Origin of the sequence: Allofournierella sp. (genome assembly GCF_048388525.1) — a bacterium.
Classification (GTDB): Bacteria; Bacillota; Clostridia; order Oscillospirales; family Ruminococcaceae; genus BQOK01.
On the sequence record NZ_DBGCTQ010000074.1, the window covers coordinates 19,719 to 33,646 of the forward strand.

The following is a 13,928-nucleotide window of genomic DNA, read 5'->3' on the forward strand; positions in this document are numbered from 1 at the left end:
CAATATTTTTTCTACACATGCGGGCCTAAAGTATGATAAACTATTAAAATGAAGAGGCGCAGCGCAGCCCCGGACCAGGAACACAGGACCCGGAGGCCGCATTTTAAAGACGGAAGGGAGGGAAAGCAGACAGCAGGGCCGGACCGGGTGCTCACACCGCGTGCCGGCGGCCCGCAAGACCGGAAATAAGAGAGCGAGGTGCATTGATTGAAGAAAAAACTCAAGGAAAAAATATCCGAGGCGCTTTCCTCGGTGCTGCCGATCACGGTGATCGTGCTGGCGCTCAGCTTTACGCTGGCGCCCATGCCCAGCGGCACGATGGTGCTGTTTTTGCTGGGGGCGGGGATGCTGATTGTGGGAATGGGCTTTTTTTCGCTGGGGGCGGACATTGCCATGATGCCCATCGGCGAGCAAATGGGCCGCAAGCTGGGCGGCAAATGGAAGCTGGCGGGCGTGGCGGCGATCTGTTTTTTGATCGGCGCTGTGGTGACCATTGCCGAGCCGGACCTGCAGGTGCTGGCGAGGCAGGTGCCCGCCGTGCCGGATATGGTGATTATTTTATCGGTGGCCGCGGGGGTGGGGCTGTTTTTGGTGGTGTCGATGCTGCGCACCCGGTTCAATCTGCCCCTCACCCCCACCCTGATCGCGCTGTACGCGGTGGTATTTGTGCTGTCGATCTTTGTGCCGAACGAATTTTTGGCAGTGGCCTTTGACTCGGGCGGGGTGACCACCGGGCCGATCACGGTGCCGTTTTTGATGGCGCTGGGCACCGGCATGGCCTCGATCCAGGGCCGCGACGAGGACAATTTCGGCATGGTGGCCCTGTGCAGCGTGGGGCCGATCCTGGCGGTGATGGTGCTGGGGCTGTGTTTTCAGTCCACAGAGGTGGCCTACACCCCCTTCGCGATCCCACTGGTGACGGATTCACAGGCGGCGGGGCGCGAGTTCTGGCAGGGCCTGCCCGCCTATATAAAAGAGGTGGCGCTGGGGCTTTTGCCCATCGTGCTGTTTTTTGCCGTGTTCCAGGTTGCTTCGATCCGGCTGAAGCGCCGGCCAGTGATCAAGATCCTGGTGGGCATCGTGTACACCTATATCGGTTTGGTATTGTTTCTCACCGGCGCGAACGTGGGCTTTATGCCCGCCGGGTATTACCTGGGCACCACCCTGGCCTCGCTGCCCCATTACTGGGTGCTGATCCCGATCGGCGTTGTGGTGGGCTATTTTATTGTGGCGGCGGAGCCTGCGGTGCATGTGCTGAACCGCCAGGTGGAGGACGTGACCAGCGGCGCAATCCCCCAGAAGGCGATCGGGCTGGCGCTGTCGGTGGGCGTGGCGATTTCAATCGGGCTGGCCATGCTGCGGGTATGCCTGGGCATCCCCATCTATTACCTGCTGGTGCCCGGCTATGCCGCGGCGCTGATCCTGCCCTTTTTTGTGCCCAAGATCTTTACGGCCATCGCTTTTGACTCGGGCGGGGTGGCATCCGGCCCCATGACGGCCACCTTTTTGCTGCCCCTTACCATGGGGGCCTGCGAGGCACTGGGGCGCGATATCCTGACCGACGCGTTCGGTGTGGTGGCGATGGTGGCCATGACGCCGCTGGTGACCATTCAGCTGCTGGGCGTTTTGTACCAGCGCAAGATCCGGCGCACTAAGGAAGTGACCCCAGCCGAGGAAAAAGCCATTGAGCTGGTGGACGATGTGATCGACTACAACGAGGAGGTGGAACTTTGATGCAGCAAAACCACAGGGCGCCGCTGAAGATGCTGGTGACGATCGTGGACCGGGGCAAGGGGGCCGCGGCGGTGAGCCTTTACCGGGAGCAGGGCCTGCATTTTGACTACCTCTGCATGGGGCTTGGCACCGCAAATTCCAAGATACTGGATTATTTTGGCCTGTCTGAGACCGAGAAGGACGTGGTGATCACCCTGGCGCCCGCGCCGCGGATCAAACAGGTGGTTGCCCTGGCCGACGGGCGCTTTCATTTCAGCAGCCCAGGGCGGGGCATTGTGTTCACGGTGCCCCTGTCGGGTGTGAGCGGGCAGGTGCCCCAGGTGCTGTGCAAAGAGCAGGAGCCGCAGGACGGCGAAAAGGAGGAGAAGAGCATGGATACAGCAAGCCGTTACGCCCTGGTGCTGGCGGTGGTAAACCGGGGCAGCCTGGACACCGTGATGGACGCGGCCCGCAGCGAGGGGGCCCGGGGGGGCACCGTGCTGCACGCCCGCCGGGTGGGCATGGACGACACGGAAAACCTGCTGGGCTTTACCTTGCAGCCGGAAAAAGAGGTGGTGGCGATTTTGACGCCGGAGGCCCAAAAGCACGGGATCATGGTGGCCATCAACCGGGCGGCGGGCCTTACCACCGAGGCGGCGGGGATCTTGTTCTCGCTGCCGGTGGACGATCTGACCGGTCTGCAGCCCCCCGTGGCGCAGGAATGACCGGCAAAGCCCAATAAAAGCAAAACATGCAGCGCCAAGACCGGCGCTGCATGTTTTCTTTTCAGGGCCGGCGTATGCTTTTTAGGCATTCTCCGCAAATGTACTTGCCGCCAAAGGGATGAAGGTCGGTCTCGCCCTTGCAGAACACGCAGCAGGGAAGCGCCTGCCTTAAAATCACCTGGCGGTTGTCCGCGTCCTCAAAAATGTCCAGCGCGGTGCCGTTGCCCCAGTCCAGCGCTTCCCGTGAAACCGAGGGCAATACGATACGCCCCAATTCGTCCAGCAGCCTTGTGGAAATTCGCTCCATACAGTGACCTCTTTTCTTAAAATTTGTATTTTGATAATACCATTAAATTCCAAAATAGTCAATGTATAAATAGACTATTTTATAATAGATTATTATATTAATGACTGTTTCGGTTGACCCATCTGTAATATTATAATGTATATAAAAACTAATGTTTTAAATGAATGGCAGGTGGGTCTGTGCTGCGTTTTAATGTTCAAACGCTGTTGGAGCAGCAGAATAAAACGAGATATTGGCTGGTAAAGAAAATGAATACCGATTATGCCACTGTCAATAAAATCTGTGACAATGAAAGCAAGGCCATTCGTTTGGGTACAATGGAGCGTTTGATGAAAGCGCTTGATTGCAGGCTGGAAGATTTGTTTGTGGAAGAATAAAAGCAGGCTGGTTTGCAGCCTGCTTTTTTCTATCGTTCTTGCCTTTTTGCCGGGCCCTGTTTGCCCGGCTTTTTCTTTTTGCGCACGCTCCAGCCGAAGGTGCCCAGCTGGCGGCCCAGAGCGTAGTACGCGCCGTGGGCGTAGGCCAAAAGGCCGGCTTTTTCCAGATGGAGCTTGCCCTCGGCGTCGAGCAGCGCCTCGTCGACATCCACCGCCGCCACGTCGGCCAGAAACAGGTCGTGGCTGCCCAGAGGGATCACCTGGAATACCCGGCACTCCAGGTTGACCGGGCTCTCGGCCAAGAGGGGGCAGCCCACCGCGCTGGCGGGGGCGGCGGTGAGGTGCATGGCCGAGAACTTGTTTACCTCGCGGCCGCTTTTGACCCCACACCAGTCCACCGCGCGGGCAAGGGCCTCGGTGGGCAGGTTCACCACAAATTCGCCGCTCTGCCGGATGAGCCCGTAGCTGTGGCGGCTGGGCCGCACCGAGATGGCGAGGCGGGGCGGCTGGGTGCAGACGGTGCCCGCCCAGGCCACGGTGAACAGGTTCGGCGCTTCGGCGCTGCCGCAGCTTACCAGCACGGGGGGAACCGGCCCCAGCAGCGCGCTGCCCTTCCAGACCGTCTTTTCGCTCATTCGCCCGTTTCCTCAAAGGTGGTCTCGCCGATGATGTAGCGGGGGCGGGCTTTGGTCTCCATGTAGATCTTGCCGATGTACTCGCCGATCACCCCGAGGCACAGCAGCTGAATGCCGCCCATAAAGCACACGATGGCGGTGGTGGAGGCCCAGCCCGCCACGGTGGCCCCCATGATGGCCCGCACGATGGCCCAAAGCACCCCGATAAAGCTTACCACCGACACCAAAAAGCCGAACCCGGTGATCAGCCGGATGGGCTTGACCGAAAGGCTGGTGATGCCGTCGAACGCCAGGGCCAGCATCTTTTTCAGGGGATAATGGCTCTCGCCTGCCAGGCGCTCGGCGCGCTCGTAGTACACGCTGGTGCTCTTGAAGCCCACCAGCGGCACCATGCCCCGCAAAAAGATGTTTACCTCTTTGAAATTTGCGAACTCGCGCAGCACGCGGCTGCTGAGTAGCCGGTAATCGGCGTGGTTGAACACCACCTGCGCGCCCATCCAGTTCATGACCTTGTAAAAGCCCTCAGCGGTGAAGCGCTTGAAGAAGGTGTCGGTGTCGCGCTTGGAGCGCACGCCATACACGACCTCACAGCCCTGCCAGTACTGCTCCACCATCTCGTCCATGGCGTTGATGTCGTCCTGGCCGTCGCAGTCAATGCTGATGGTGATGTCGCATTTGTCCTTCACGGTCATCAGCCCGCCCAAAAGGGCGTTCTGGTGCCCCCGGTTGCGGGAGAGGCACACCCCCTGGAAGTGTTCGTTCTGCGCGGCGAGGCCCTGAATGATGGCCCAGGTATCGTCTTTGGAGCCGTCGTTCACAAACACGACCCGGCTTTCGGGAGCGATGCGGCCCTTTTCGATCAAGCTTTCGAGCTTTTGCAGAAACAGGGGGCTGGTGACAGGCAGGACCTCCTGTTCGTTGTAGCAGGGGATCACGATATACAGGATGGGGGTCTTCATGGGCAAACTCTCCTTTTTTATTCCGTCATCGTTCGTACTGCCGCTCGAGAGCGGCTCTGTCCAGCAGCTTGAAGCTGTTTTTATAAGTTTCGATCAGGCCCTCGGCCCGCATGCGGGAAAGCTCGCGGCACAGGGCGCTGCGCTCGCAGTTCAGGTATTCCGCCAGCCCTGCGCGGGACAGGGGCACCGAGAAGGTATCGGCCCCTGCGGCGGCGGCCTGCCCCAGCAAAAAGGCGCAGAGCTTGGCCCGCAGGCTTTTTAAGATCAGCAGGTCCACCCGGCGGCTCAGGGCAAAATATTTTTCCGAGATGGTGCGCACCAGGTTCTGCATTAAAAGCGTGTGCTCCGGGTGAAGGGCGGCGCAGGGGCAGAGCAGCTTCTGGCAGGGGATGAACATGGCCCTGCAGGCCGTGCGGGCCAGGATGGTGACCGGGCTTTTGACCGCGCAGCCCGCCAGGACATCGCCGAACACACTGCCGGGAACAAGGTCGGTGATGGCCACCGAGCCGCCGTCCGGCGTGGTTTTTACAGCGGTGGCGGCGCCCTCGAGCAAAACGCCCACCTCGCGGGTTTCAAAGCCCGCCAGCAACAGCACCTCGCCCTTTTCAAAGCGGTGCAGGTTGGGGGCAAAGCAATCCATCAGGCGCGCAAGGCCCGGCGGCGAGAGCCCCGCGAACAGCGAGGTGGCGGCCAGCAGCGGGTAGTATTCCTCCATGGGGGCTCCTTTCCCGGCGGGGCGTGTTGCCCCTGCAACAGCAATCTTTCCCTTATTATAGTAAAATCAAACCAATAAAGCAAATCAAAAGGGGCCGTTTTGACCGGCCGAGGGGGAGTTTTTGTGAAAAAGTATACCACCCAGTTTTTGACCCGGACCGCGCTGCTGCTGGCGCTGTGCATTGTGGTGCAGCAGTTCAAGAGCGTGAGCCAGTTCATCACCGGGCCGCTGGTGAACCTGATCCTGTTAATCGCCGCGTTGGCGGTGGGGCTGTACAGCGGGCTTGCCATTGCCGTTTTGAGCCCGATCCTGGCGTTTTTGATCTCGCCCAGCCCCATCATGCAGGCCATGCCGCAGCTGATCGCGCTGGTGGCGCTGGGCAACGCGGTGCTGGTGCTGGCGGCCTGGGCCTTCCGCAAAAACAAGCGCTATTACATTGGATTTCTGCTGGGCGCGGTGGTAAAGACCGGGGTGCTGGCGCTGGGGCTGCAATATGTGCTGATCCCGCTGTTCGGCGCGGCGCTGAACGAAAAGCAGGTGGCCATGGCCACCGCCATGTTCGGGGGCAACCAGTTTGTGACCGCCGTGATCGCGGGGGCGGTGTGCACCTTTTTGTGGCCGCTGCTCCGGCGGGCCGAGGGCTTTGTGCTGGAGAAGGCGTGAGCGCCTGAATGTAAAATTTGTGTGACCCCGGGCCGCGGCCCGGGGTTTTTCTTGTGGTATGGGCGCGGAGGGGATATAATAAGAGACAACAAGGGCGCGCACACAGCAGCCCGCTACAGGAGGAAAACAATGAGACTTTCGTTCATGGGCGCGGCGCACGAGGTGACCGGCAGCTGTTACCTTTTGCAGGCCGGCGAAAAGAATATCCTGATCGACTGCGGCATGGAGCAGGGCAGGGACATTTACGAGAACCAGCCCCTGCCGGTGGCGCCGGGGCAGATCGACGCGCTGCTGCTGACCCACGCGCACATCGACCACTCGGGCCGCATCCCCCTGCTGGTGAAAAACGGCTACAAGGGGCCGGTGTACGCCACCAACGCCACCACCGAGCTGTGCGGCATTATGCTGCGGGACTCGGGGCATATCCAGGAGTTCGAGGCCGAGTGGCGCAACCGCAAGGCAAAGCGTTCGGGCGGCGAGGAGTACGAGCCCCTGTACACGGTGGCGGACGCGGACGCGGCGCTGGCCCAGTTTGAGGGGATGGACTACAACGAGGAGTTCGGGGTGCTGGAGGGCGTGCGGGCCCGCTTTGTGGACGTGGGCCACCTTTTGGGCTCGGCCAGCATCGAGCTTTGGGTCACCGAGGGCGGCGTGACGAAAAAACTGGTCTTTTCCGGCGACATCGGCAACTCGAACCAGCCCCTTCTGCGGGACCCGCACTATTTGAAAGAGGCCGACTATGTGGTGATGGAATCCACCTACGGCGACCGCAGCCACGGCCCCCGGCCGGACTATGTGCCCGCCCTGGCCGGCCTTTTGCAGAGCACCTTCGACAAGGGCGGCAGCCTGGTGATCCCCAGCTTTGCGGTGGGCCGCACCCAGGAAATGCTGTATTTCCTGCGCCAGATCAAGGAGCAGGGGCTGGTGCGCGGGCACGGCGATTTTACCGTGTACGTGGACAGCCCGCTGGCCGTGGAGGCTACCCACATTTTTAAGGACCAGTGGGCCGAGTGCTACGACGCGGAGGCCCGCGCCCTGGTGGAGCAGGGGGTGAACCCCATCAGCTTCGCCGGGCTGAAGCTGGCCGTGACCACCGAGGATTCCAAGGCGATCAACTTTGACAAGGGGCCGAAGGTCATTATTTCGGCCAGCGGCATGTGCGAGGCCGGGCGCATCCGCCACCATTTGAAGCACAATTTGTGGCAGCCCGAGAGCACGGTGCTGTTCGTGGGCTACCAGACCCCCGGCACGCTGGGCCGGGCGCTGGTGGAGGGCGCAAAAGAGGTGCGCCTGTTCGGCGAGACCATTGAGGTGCGCTGCCGGGTGGAGGTGCTGGCCGGCGTTTCGGGCCATGCCGACAACGAGGGCCTGATGCGCTGGGCCGGGAGCTTTGAGCCGAAGCCCGCCCGGGTGTTCGTGACCCACGGCGAGGACGAGGTGTGTGATATCTTTGCAAACCGTTTGCAGGCCGAGCTGGGGCTTGCGGCCACGGCGCCCTACAACGGCGGTTGCTACGACCTGGTGAGCGGCGAGTGCCTGGCGCTGGGCAACCGCCAGCGCATCAAGGAGGCGGAAAAGGGCGGCGCGGCCCGCCGCCAGAACCCGGTGTACCGCCGCCTGGCGGACGCGGGCAACCGGCTGATGAACATCATCAAGGCCAAGGAGGGCCACGCAAACAAGGAGCTGGCACGCTTTGCCAGCCAGCTGGAAGCACTGTGCGATAAGTGGCAGGACTGATGCGTATACACAGAGGAAGGGCGGCCCCCGCGGGGGCCGCCCTTCCGTTTTGGTATGCTAGAGTCACAGCGGCAGGGCAAGCACGATTTTTGTTCCGCGCCCGGCCCCGCTTAAAATAGAGACGCCATAATCACCGCCGTAAGCAAGCTGGATCCGCTTGTGGACATTTAAAATTCCATATCCTTTGGATGATTGAACGGACAGCACATTTTTCATCTGTTCGTCCGGCATTCCGCAGCCATCGTCCTCTACCTCAAGAAACAGGATGCACTTTTCGGTACGCACCGCCCGGTATGCCCGGATCGTGATATGCAAAGGCACATCGTTTTCGGCGCGCGCATGATTGATTGCGTTTTCGACAAACGGTTGTAAGATCAACTTTAGTACTTTGTGGTTCAGCAGGCTGTCGTCTATTTCCCAGCTCTCGGTAAAATCGGTTCCAAACCGCATATGTTGGATTGCGATATAGTGCCGGGTGAGCGCGAGTTCCTTTTCCAAAGCGATATATTGATAGCCCATATTAAGTGAAATTTGATAAAAGCGGGCCAGGTGATTTACGATGCGGCTTACCTCTTGATCGCCGTTTTGTACTGCAAGAGAGGAGATACCGGAAAGGGTATTGTATAAAAAATGGGGATTGATTTGGCTTTGCAGCGCATAGAGCTCGGCATCGCGCTTAGCGAGCTCTTTTACATAGAGTTCATCAATAAGTGTTTTAAGGCGGACGCTCATCTGATTGAAAGCGGCCCCCAGCTGCCCGATCTCATCGCCGTCGTAATCGCTGGGCCACACGGTAAAGTTTCCCTGTTCTATTTGGGCAGCCTGCCGGTTCAGCTTGTTTAGGCGGCGGGATAAATAACGGGCGATTACCACGACCATACACGTGGAGATAACAAGGCTGACAACGGCGATGATTACGATTTGAACGGCCGTTTTGCGGGATGGCTGCATTACCTCGTCGAGGGGCGTGAGCGACACGGTCTTCCAGCCGAGATACATCGTGTTGTAAACAAGCAGATACGGTTCGCCGGCGATCGTGATGATCTCCTGATTCTGCTGCAACTGCTGGCCGAACACATCGCTGAAACGTTCGTTTAAAAGCGACTTGTCCGATGCGGAGATAATGATATCGTTCTCATTTAAAAGATAAACACTTTTTGTTTGTTCCTCTTTTTCGATCAGGCTGTACAGGAGATCCTCGTTAAAACCAATCGTTACCATTCCGTAGGGCTGCATTTCCGTGTTGAAATTCAGGATACGGCCCAGATAGATGATGTTTCCACCACTTTCATCCTGTATTACATTGCTGAAAAAATCGCCGCCAGAGGTACGGGACAATTCATCGAGGTATTGCTCCGCAAAAGGAGTCAACGTGATATGCTGCAGGAACAACCCATCCTCCGGGATCGTTTCGTTGTTGACATAAAGCCGGATGCTGGCGATGTTGGCGTTTGCCGTGAGCAGACTGTATAAAACCCCATCAATATAATTGTACGCCTCAACGATGGGATAGTCTTTCGTATAGACCTGCGTGAGATAGCCCTGCATGGTTTCATCTGTATAGATCAAGGAAGAGATCTGCTGAAACCGGTCCAACTGAGCTTTCACATTGCTGCTGATCTGTTGATTGCTGCTGTACATATTTTTGTATGTGATCTCAAGCAGGCGCTGTTCGGTGCGCTGGTAGAAAAAAATTGTGATCAGGCACAGCGGTGCGATCATTGCGGTGAGAAACATGAGAAGCAGCTTTTGCATGAGAGAGAGCCTTTGAAAAAAATTCTTCCATATTTTCATAACTTCAGTTCCCCCTGCGCGCGCACCCTGTATTGGTTGGGCGTAAGGCCGGTGCGTTTGAGAAAAACGGAGCCGAAATACGAGGGGCTTTCGTACCCGACCCGTTTAGCCACCTCATGGATCTTGATGTTGCTCTGTGCCAGCATACGGCATGCATTTCTCATGCGTACCTCGGTGACGTATTCCAGGAGGGTCTTGCCCGTGGTTTCTTTGAAAACAGAGCTGAGATAGTTGGGCGAGAGGAAAACGAGCTCCGCCAAGCTGTCGAGCGAAAGGGCCTGGCCGTAGTCGCGCTCAACGATGTGACGGACCTGGTTCGCGATCTCAAGATGGCGGTCTGCGGCAGAGGATTCCAGGGCGTCCAGGATCATGCTCAAAATCTGGCGCATCAGCATTTTCATGGATTGCAGGCTTTCCATGCGGGAGAGGCGCCCCAAAAATTGCGAGTCCTGTTCAATGGCGTTTTGCAGATAATGGTTGTTGGAGACCAGCGCGGAGGAGACCGCTTTAAACACGGAGATCGTTTCGGCCAGGGCCCGGCCGAGGGTGCCCCCGGCGAGACCGATGTCATAAAATTCTTCCAGCCACTGTTCCACGGTGCTGCGAAGATTCTGCTGAATGGCGCCGATCAGCCTTTCTATAGGAGGAAGATTCCGCCCGCCCTGCGGGAGCTGAACATTGCGCCAATCCTCCACAGTAAGGCCCGTGCCCCAAACGAAAAGCATCTGCTTGCGGGCCGCTACCAGTTGGGGGAATTGCTCTGTAAAGGCAGGCAGCGCCAGGGGGCAGGCAGTAAAAAACAGGGAGATCCAACGCTGTGCTTCCGCATTTTGGCCGCGCCAGTTTTTAAACTCAGCACAGCTTGCGGTCTGGGTGGAGAAAAGCCACTGCCCATCGCGCAGCTTGATGAGCACGCCCGGTAAGTAGTTGGGCAGCCCGGAAATAAACAATTCCAGGCGCTCCACAATGGAAAACTGGTTCAATTCAGTGTCGATGCCCGGCGCATAATCCGTGAGAAGGGCATATTCGTCTATGGTAATGAACACAAAATCGAAATTTTCATTGGCGGAGGAAAGGTGCAGGTGCCGGTTGTAGGCGGAAGCCACCTCGCTTGCCAGGCCCGGCAGAAGATTGCCCCCGAGCTGCAAAAGCTCACGCATATATTCGTTGGCTGTAGATAAAAGAGAATTTTGGCGGTCTTTGTGTTCCTCGCAGCACCAGCACACTTTTTTCATTATTTCGGCAAGTTCTTCCGGGTCAACCGGTTTCAACAGATAGCCACATGCGCCGTGCTGCAGCGCGGCGCATGCATATTCAAATTCGTTATAACCGCTGAGAAAAACGATCTGTATCCCGGGAAAGCGCGCGTGCACCTGTTTGCAGAGCTCAATACCGTCCATAACGGGCATTTTAACATCGGTAAATACAATATCAGGCTGAAGGGCCTCTATTTTTTCGAGTGCGTTCCGGCCATTGTGGGCAGTGGCGACGACGCATCCCTGCATTTTTTTCCAGTCGATGTAGTTTTCCAGCATTTCAAGTGTGGGACGCTCGTCGTCGACTAAAATGATTTTATACATGCTTCCTCCCCGCCTGATTTACATTATTAGTTTCCAGGAAAAAGTATAAAATTGAAATCCTATGCTGTCAATCGGGCCGCATAAAAGTCCGTGCGTTTGCGATATGAATCGTAATAAAGCGATATGGCCATATCACGATAAATTTTTTATAATAATTTTGACGAGAACACTTGTGATGGGCGGGAGAAACAAATGGGGTTTGGGAGAACGGTACAGCACAGACAAGTGCTGAAAATTAAAAATCCGACGCTGAAAAAAATGTTTCGGCAGCGATACATCTACTTGCTGTTGGTGCCAGGCGTGATCTGGGCTGTTTTGTTTTCATATGCCCCCATGGCCGGCCTGTATATGGCTTTTGTGGATTATCAGCCGACTTTGGGGAATTTTTGGTCTTCTCTTTTCAAATCGGACTTTGTGGGCTTCCAATGGTTTGAATACTTCTTCTCGGGGCAGGATTTTGTCCAGGTAATGCGCAACACGCTGGTATCCAGCGTGCTCACGCTGTCGATCGGCTTTGTGGTACCGATCCTGATCGCGGTGGCGCTCAATGAGGCACGGTTGAGATGGTTCAAGCGTGTGGTGCAGACGACCTCGTATCTGCCATACTTTATCTCCTGGGTGGTCGCGGCAAACATCATCATCACGCTGCTGTCGGCGGAAGGGCCCATCAACCAGCTTTTGATGAACTGGGGCGTTGTGGACGAGGGCATATTGTTTTTGCAGGACGGAAAATATTTTTGGATCATCATAGCGCTTGCCAACACATGGAAGGACATGGGATATAACTCTATCATGTATATGGCGGCCATTTCATCCATCCCACCGGAGCTGTTTGAGGCGGCAGAGGTCGACGGCGCGGGGCGCCTAAAGCAGATATGGCACATTCTGCTGCCCATGCTGCGCCCGACCATTATCATCCTTTTGATCCTGAACATAGGCAGCCTGCTGAACACCGGCTTTGACCAGTATTTTTTACTTGGAAATTCGCTGAACCGCGCTTATTCCGACGTGATCGATACCTACGCTTTCCGATATGGCATTCAAAACGGGATGTTCTCCTATGCGGCCGCAGTGAGCATGTTCAAATCGGTGGTGGCGTTTATTCTCGTGGTCACGGTCAACAAGATTGCTAAAAAAATGGGAGAAACACATCTGTTCTGAAAAATCGACCCGAAAAGGGAGGGCTTTTGAAATGGACATTGCACAGGGGCGCAGGGGCGCGGTCTTGGTGCGGAAGCGGCGGCGCCACACGCCGTCGGAATTTTTTGGGAATATCGTTGTATATGGCTTTTTACTGTTCTTATTCGTGATTACGTTTTTTCCATTTTGGCACATTTTTGTGCTTTCGCTGAACGATGCAGCGGACCCGACCTATGGGCAATTCATGCTGTGGCCGACTTCGTTCAGCTTGGAGAGCTACAAGACTGTTTTGCAGGACGCGGAAATTTTGAATTCGCTGGGTGTAACGTTGAGCCGCACCCTGATCGGTGTGCCGATCACGCTGGCCTGCGTCTCAATGGTGGCATATGCGCTGAGCAAACGGGAACTTGTGGGCTGGCGCGGAATCAATTTGTTTTTTGTGTTCACGATGTATTTCAGCGGGGGGCTGATCCCTACCTACATGGTGATCCGCAGCTTGAACTTGATCGATAATTTTTGGGTGTTCATCTTCCCGGGCATGATAAACATCTTTTGGGTGGTTTTGGTGCGCACCTATATGGAGGGGCTTCCCAAAGAGATGGAGGAAGCGGCGCAGATGGAGGGCGCAAACGATATACAGATATTTTTGCGCATTATCCTGCCCGTTTGCGTGCCCGTTTTGGCGACCGTGACGCTGTTTTCTGCCATCAGCCACTGGAATGCCTGGTACGATTCGTATATTTACACTTATGAGCCCGCGCTTAAAACGCTGCCGGCGGTGCTGGTGAAGATATTGAACCAGTTCCAGACGAATGATATGCTGAGCGCCGCCCAGCAGCTGGCGAACGAACAGCGCAAGATGCCGGTGTCCAGCGAGAGCATCCGAATGGCAGTGACGATGGTGGCGACGCTGCCGATCATTATCGTGTATCCTCTGCTTCAGAAATATTTTTTGAAGGGAATGTTGATCGGCGCGGTAAAGAGTTGAAAATATTGAAGAAAGGAATAAAAAAGATAAAAATTTAAAGGAGAAATTCATCATGAAAAAAAGATCTGTTTTGGCAGGAGTGCTGGCATGCAGCATGCTTTTGGGGGCCTGCGGCGCGGGAAACTCGGCTTCCGCCACACAGCCCCAGGGGGAGGGCGGATCGGGTTCGGCCCCTGCAAAGCCCATTACCCTGACGCTGTTCGATAAAAATGTGGGGGATGCTTTTACAAACCCCGTGGCCCAGGAGATCACCAAGCGGACGGGCGTGTTCGTGGAGGTGCAGCAGCCCACAGGCAACCCGGATGAAAAGCTGAACCTGATGCTTGTGAGCGGTGATTTGCCGGATGTCGTTCTGATCGACCGGCGCGAGGCGACCCTGAACAAGTATATCACCGGGGGCGCGTTGATCCCCCTAAACGATCTGATCGACCAATACGCCCCGAACATCAAGGAGCGATATGGTGACGTTCTATCCAAAAGTGTATATAAGGACGGCAAAAACTATTATTTGAACAACTGGTACGGCCTTGACCCGGACCCCAATTGGGCCATCAATATGAGAATGGACGTGCTGGAGGAGTTTGGCTATGGGGAG

Annotated in this window: 14 protein-coding genes; 8 read left to right on the forward strand and 6 right to left on the reverse strand. The window is 56.6% G+C overall.

Annotation, left to right across the window (positions count from 1 at the left end):
* Window positions 1–207: 207 nt before the first annotated feature.
* On the forward strand, window positions 208–1,734 hold the full coding sequence (locus tag ACMLHZ_RS09600) for a DUF1538 domain-containing protein (RefSeq protein ID WP_418667509.1): 1,527 nt from the start codon (window positions 208–210) through the stop codon (window positions 1,732–1,734).
* Window positions 1,731–2,438 carry a transcriptional regulator gene (locus ACMLHZ_RS09605; RefSeq protein ID WP_418667510.1) on the forward strand — a complete coding sequence of 236 codons (708 nt, stop codon included), beginning with the start codon at window positions 1,731–1,733 and terminating at the stop codon, window positions 2,436–2,438. The genes ACMLHZ_RS09600 and ACMLHZ_RS09605 overlap by 4 nt, the downstream gene beginning before the upstream one ends.
* Before the next feature lie 61 nt (window positions 2,439–2,499).
* Here ACMLHZ_RS09605 and ACMLHZ_RS09610 read toward each other — a convergent pair whose 3' ends face one another.
* Entirely contained in the window at window positions 2,500–2,745 is a 246-nt protein-coding gene (locus ACMLHZ_RS09610; protein ID WP_418667511.1) for an AbrB/MazE/SpoVT family DNA-binding domain-containing protein, read from the reverse strand.
* 179 nt (window positions 2,746–2,924) lie between these two features.
* Here ACMLHZ_RS09610 and ACMLHZ_RS09615 point away from each other — a divergent pair, with 179 nt between their 5' ends.
* Complete coding sequence (locus tag ACMLHZ_RS09615) at window positions 2,925–3,122, forward strand: helix-turn-helix domain-containing protein (RefSeq protein WP_418667512.1); 198 nt, start codon at window positions 2,925–2,927, stop codon at window positions 3,120–3,122.
* 29 nt (window positions 3,123–3,151) lie between these two features.
* On the opposite strand, the gene ACMLHZ_RS09620 is transcribed toward ACMLHZ_RS09615, so the two are convergent.
* The 3 genes from ACMLHZ_RS09620 to ACMLHZ_RS09630 are packed head-to-tail and all read right to left on the reverse strand — an operon-like array spanning window position 3,152 to window position 5,431.
* The gene (locus ACMLHZ_RS09620; RefSeq protein ID WP_418667513.1) at window positions 3,152–3,757 is read right to left on the reverse strand and encodes a flavin reductase family protein; all 606 of its coding nucleotides are present in this window, start codon (window positions 3,755–3,757) and stop codon (window positions 3,152–3,154) included.
* Window positions 3,754–4,716 carry a glycosyltransferase family 2 protein gene (locus ACMLHZ_RS09625; protein WP_418667514.1) on the reverse strand — a complete coding sequence of 321 codons (963 nt, stop codon included), beginning with the start codon at window positions 4,714–4,716 and terminating at the stop codon, window positions 3,754–3,756. The genes ACMLHZ_RS09620 and ACMLHZ_RS09625 overlap by 4 nt, the downstream gene beginning before the upstream one ends.
* A gap of 25 nt (window positions 4,717–4,741) precedes the next feature.
* The gene (locus tag ACMLHZ_RS09630) at window positions 4,742–5,431 is read right to left on the reverse strand and encodes a Crp/Fnr family transcriptional regulator (RefSeq protein WP_418667515.1); all 690 of its coding nucleotides are present in this window, start codon (window positions 5,429–5,431) and stop codon (window positions 4,742–4,744) included.
* 123 nt (window positions 5,432–5,554) lie between these two features.
* On the opposite strand from ACMLHZ_RS09630, the gene ACMLHZ_RS09635 reads away from it, so the two are divergent.
* Together ACMLHZ_RS09635 and ACMLHZ_RS09640 are read left to right on the forward strand one after the other, a co-directional pair.
* Window positions 5,555–6,094: an ECF transporter S component gene (locus ACMLHZ_RS09635; RefSeq protein ID WP_418667516.1), complete on the forward strand. Its 540-nt coding sequence runs from the start codon at window positions 5,555–5,557 to the stop codon at window positions 6,092–6,094.
* A 129-nt stretch (window positions 6,095–6,223) separates the two neighbouring features.
* Entirely contained in the window at window positions 6,224–7,831 is a 1,608-nt protein-coding gene (locus ACMLHZ_RS09640) for an MBL fold metallo-hydrolase RNA specificity domain-containing protein (protein ID WP_418667517.1), read from the forward strand.
* Between the two features lie 63 nt (window positions 7,832–7,894).
* Here the strand turns inward: ACMLHZ_RS09640 and ACMLHZ_RS09645 are convergent, their stop codons facing one another.
* Together ACMLHZ_RS09645 and ACMLHZ_RS09650 are read right to left on the reverse strand one after the other, a co-directional pair.
* The gene (locus tag ACMLHZ_RS09645; RefSeq protein WP_418667518.1) at window positions 7,895–9,625 is read right to left on the reverse strand and encodes a cache domain-containing sensor histidine kinase; all 1,731 of its coding nucleotides are present in this window, start codon (window positions 9,623–9,625) and stop codon (window positions 7,895–7,897) included.
* Complete coding sequence (locus tag ACMLHZ_RS09650; RefSeq protein WP_418667519.1) at window positions 9,622–11,205, reverse strand: response regulator transcription factor; 1,584 nt, start codon at window positions 11,203–11,205, stop codon at window positions 9,622–9,624. Before ACMLHZ_RS09650 ends, ACMLHZ_RS09645 begins: the two co-directional genes overlap by 4 nt.
* Window positions 11,206–11,553: 348 nt before the next feature.
* On the opposite strand from ACMLHZ_RS09650, the gene ACMLHZ_RS09655 reads away from it, so the two are divergent.
* The 3 genes from ACMLHZ_RS09655 to ACMLHZ_RS09665 form a co-directional block, all read left to right on the forward strand.
* Complete coding sequence (locus ACMLHZ_RS09655) at window positions 11,554–12,366, forward strand: ABC transporter permease (protein WP_418667520.1); 813 nt, start codon at window positions 11,554–11,556, stop codon at window positions 12,364–12,366.
* Window positions 12,367–12,397: 31 nt separating this feature from the next.
* Window positions 12,398–13,333, forward strand: a complete 936-nt coding sequence (locus tag ACMLHZ_RS09660) for a carbohydrate ABC transporter permease (RefSeq protein WP_418667521.1) — start codon at window positions 12,398–12,400, stop codon at window positions 13,331–13,333.
* Between the two features lie 52 nt (window positions 13,334–13,385).
* Window positions 13,386–13,928, forward strand: a 543-nt coding sequence (locus ACMLHZ_RS09665) for an extracellular solute-binding protein (RefSeq protein ID WP_418667522.1), incomplete at its 3' end; no start/stop codon positions are given.

Excerpts from the sequence above, each read along its gene's own strand:
- ACMLHZ_RS09610 (WP_418667511.1), bottom strand. The coding sequence starts at position 2,745 with ATGGAGCGAATTTCCACAAGGCTGCTGGACGAATTGGGGCGTATCGTA.
- ACMLHZ_RS09620 (WP_418667513.1), bottom strand. The coding sequence starts at position 3,757 with ATGAGCGAAAAGACGGTCTGGAAGGGCAGCGCGCTGCTGGGGCCGGTT.
- ACMLHZ_RS09625 (WP_418667514.1), bottom strand. The coding sequence starts at position 4,716 with ATGAAGACCCCCATCCTGTATATCGTGATCCCCTGCTACAACGAACAG.
- ACMLHZ_RS09630 (WP_418667515.1), bottom strand. The coding sequence starts at position 5,431 with ATGGAGGAATACTACCCGCTGCTGGCCGCCACCTCGCTGTTCGCGGGG.
- ACMLHZ_RS09640 (WP_418667517.1), top strand. The coding sequence starts at position 6,224 with ATGAGACTTTCGTTCATGGGCGCGGCGCACGAGGTGACCGGCAGCTGT.
- ACMLHZ_RS09645 (WP_418667518.1), bottom strand. The coding sequence starts at position 9,625 with ATGAAAATATGGAAGAATTTTTTTCAAAGGCTCTCTCTCATGCAAAAG.
- ACMLHZ_RS09650 (WP_418667519.1), bottom strand. The coding sequence starts at position 11,205 with ATGTATAAAATCATTTTAGTCGACGACGAGCGTCCCACACTTGAAATG.
- ACMLHZ_RS09655 (WP_418667520.1), top strand. The coding sequence starts at position 11,554 with ATGGCTTTTGTGGATTATCAGCCGACTTTGGGGAATTTTTGGTCTTCT.
- ACMLHZ_RS09660 (WP_418667521.1), top strand. The coding sequence starts at position 12,398 with ATGGACATTGCACAGGGGCGCAGGGGCGCGGTCTTGGTGCGGAAGCGG.